Below are 2568 nucleotides of genomic sequence, written 5' to 3'. Positions count from 1 at the left end.
CAGAGCCGCCAGTCCGGTGTGGCGAGAGCCACCTGTCCGGACTAACGGAGCCACCCCATTTTGTTTATTAAGTTACTTTGCCATTGCTGGATCCAGTCCATATACTTCTCTCATAGAGAGGTCTTTAGATGGGTCAGCACTTTCAATATCGATCTTATAGGAATCATACGATATACGATCCATGATGGCATCGGCAAGAGTACTTTCACCATCACAGATTTGCTGGTACCATTCACTTTCACGGAACTGAGAACAAAAGATCGTTGAAGATTTTTTTCGTCTTTTATGTATCAGTTCAAAAAGATTCCTGGCTTCAGCTTCTGTCAGTTTAAGAAGCAACCACTCATCAATGATCAGTACTATTGGCTTGGTGTATTTCTTCAGGACAGTCGAGAAAGTTCCATTGTCCCTGGCAGCCTGTAAGTCCAATAATAGATCAGGAAGCCGTACATACCGTACTGAGTAATAGTGCTTGCATGCTTCCATGCCAAAGGCACAGGCCATATAAGTTTTACCACTTCCGGTTGCTCCAGTAATAAAGATGTTCCGGTATTCTGTAATGTATTCACAGGTTGCCAGACGGTTGATCAGTGCTTTGTTCAGCATTCGTCCAGAATGGTAATCAATCGCTGCGATGCTGGCATCTGGCTGTTCAAACTCAGCCTGTCGGATCAGCCTTTTCAGACGATTGTTTTTTCGGTTGCTGTATTCGACATCAACAAGCATGCCAAACCGATCTTCGAATGGAACTTCCTTCATTGCAGGATCATCCATCTGGATGCGGAATGCATCTGCCATAGCAGTCAGACGCATTTCAATAAGTTTATCGATTGTACTTTGATTTGTCATGATTTTTTACCTCCATAGTATCTGGCTCCTCTGGTTATGCCGTGTGGTTTTTCTACTTGAGATGATTCTGATCCGATATCAGGTGCATCCTTTGTTGCAACCAATAGATTTTTGATACTTTTATAGCTGGGTTTACCGGAATAAGAGAGCGCCTTAGCGCAGACCTGTTCCAGCTTTTCTGGCGAATATTTTTCTGCCAGTTTCAGTAATCCCATGCAGCTTCTGTAGGATTGTTGTTCAATCCTGCCGGAGGTAAGTATTGCATCGACAACCTTACTTGTGTTAATTCCAATCGAATCAGCCCACTTACGGAACCGGTCACCGTTCCATTCCAGATATTTCTGGTGTTCCTGCGGCATATGTTCTGTCACTGTAGAATACTGACCGCTTCGTCCATAGAGTCGTCTGTGAGAGGCAATACGATTGTGATTATAAAATATTTCAACCGTTGTATCTGTTATACGCACATCAACCTTATTTTTGATATACTGATAAGGCACGGAGTAGAACATTCTGTCTACGGCGATGTGATAGTTAAACTGGACGGTGGCTTGTTTCCACTCAGCCAGTTCAAAAGGTGTAGCAGGCAACGGAGCCAGTAATGGCATTTCTTCCCCAAGAAATAAACTGAGTCTGCTACATTCCTTTTTCTGGAATTTACGGGCGTTGTAGGCATCCAGTTTTTCACGGATTGAAGCATTCAATTCTGCAAGAGAGAAAAACTGTTCATTGCGAAGGGCTGCTGTTATCCATGTGGATATCTTTCCTACCGATCCCTCTACATTCGGTTTATCTTTGGGTTTCCGGACTCTGGCCGGAAGGATGGCAAGATTGTAATGTTCTGCCATCTCATGATAAGTTGTGTTTAAGGCAGTGTTGTACCAGTCACTCTTTTTATGATTCACTGCGGTTGTACAGTTATCAGAAACGAGCATAGGTGTGACACCGCCAAAGAAATCAAACATCTGGACATGAGCTTTGATCCAGTTGTCGGTTTTCTCATTCATATATGCTTTTACAAAAGCATACTGACTGTAAGTTAATACACCTACAAATATCCATGCATCTGTGATTTCTCCGGTGTCCGGATCAATGATGTGGGCAGGGTCACCGGCCCAGTCAACTTCAATCTGTTCACCTGGTTTTCTGGGGATATGCATGGTAGCCCTGCGTTTTTCTTCATCCTTCTGGATGTAGTAGCTGAACTGAGAATACATTAGAGGCTCTTCGCTGCTCATGCGGCACTCCTCACAGTATTCTACCCAGAGAAGCTTTTTGTTTACACCATTTCGCAGAAGTTCTTTGCGAATGTAGTCAAAGTTTGGCATGCGTTTATTCGTTGCCGACTTATCCTTAGGAAACATCAGCTCCTCTAGTGCGCTGTCGGTCATGTCGAAATCCAGCGGCCATGAAAGCTTGATTTCCGCTGCCTTTTTCAAAACCTTAGCGACTGTGTTTCTGGATACACCGCAACTCTGTGCGATGTTCCTCTCACTGAATCCTAAGCTTTTCAAGCGTAGGATTTCACGATACTTGGTCATAACTTACGACCTCCTTTATCTGTATTCACACCAAAGGTGTGTATTTGCAGTATAAAGGAAATATATGTAATAGAGCCCAATAAGGTGGCTCTGAATTACCGGAATATATGGCTCTCATTCTCCGGAATGGTGGCTCTCAAAATCCGGACAGGTGGCTCAAAGAGCCCCGGAATAATCA

General features: G+C 43.8%; 2 protein-coding genes. Both read right to left on the bottom strand.

Annotated features, from left to right (window positions below; genetic code table 11):
* Window positions 1–72: 72 nt before the first annotated feature.
* Complete coding sequence (gene istB / locus LKD71_RS17870) at window positions 73–849, bottom strand: IS21-like element helper ATPase IstB (RefSeq protein ID WP_227616413.1); 777 nt, start codon at window positions 847–849, stop codon at window positions 73–75.
* Window positions 846–2390, bottom strand: coding sequence for an IS21 family transposase (gene istA, locus LKD71_RS17865; protein WP_227616412.1), 1545 nt, complete (start codon window positions 2388–2390; stop codon window positions 846–848). The genes istB and istA overlap by 4 nt, the downstream gene beginning before the upstream one ends.
* Window positions 2391–2568 lie beyond the last annotated feature (178 nt).

The organism is Fusicatenibacter faecihominis, assembly GCF_020686945.1.
Lineage (GTDB): Bacteria > Bacillota > Clostridia > Lachnospirales > Lachnospiraceae > Limivivens > Limivivens faecihominis.
This window is presented reverse-complemented; position numbering and strand designations above follow the sequence as displayed.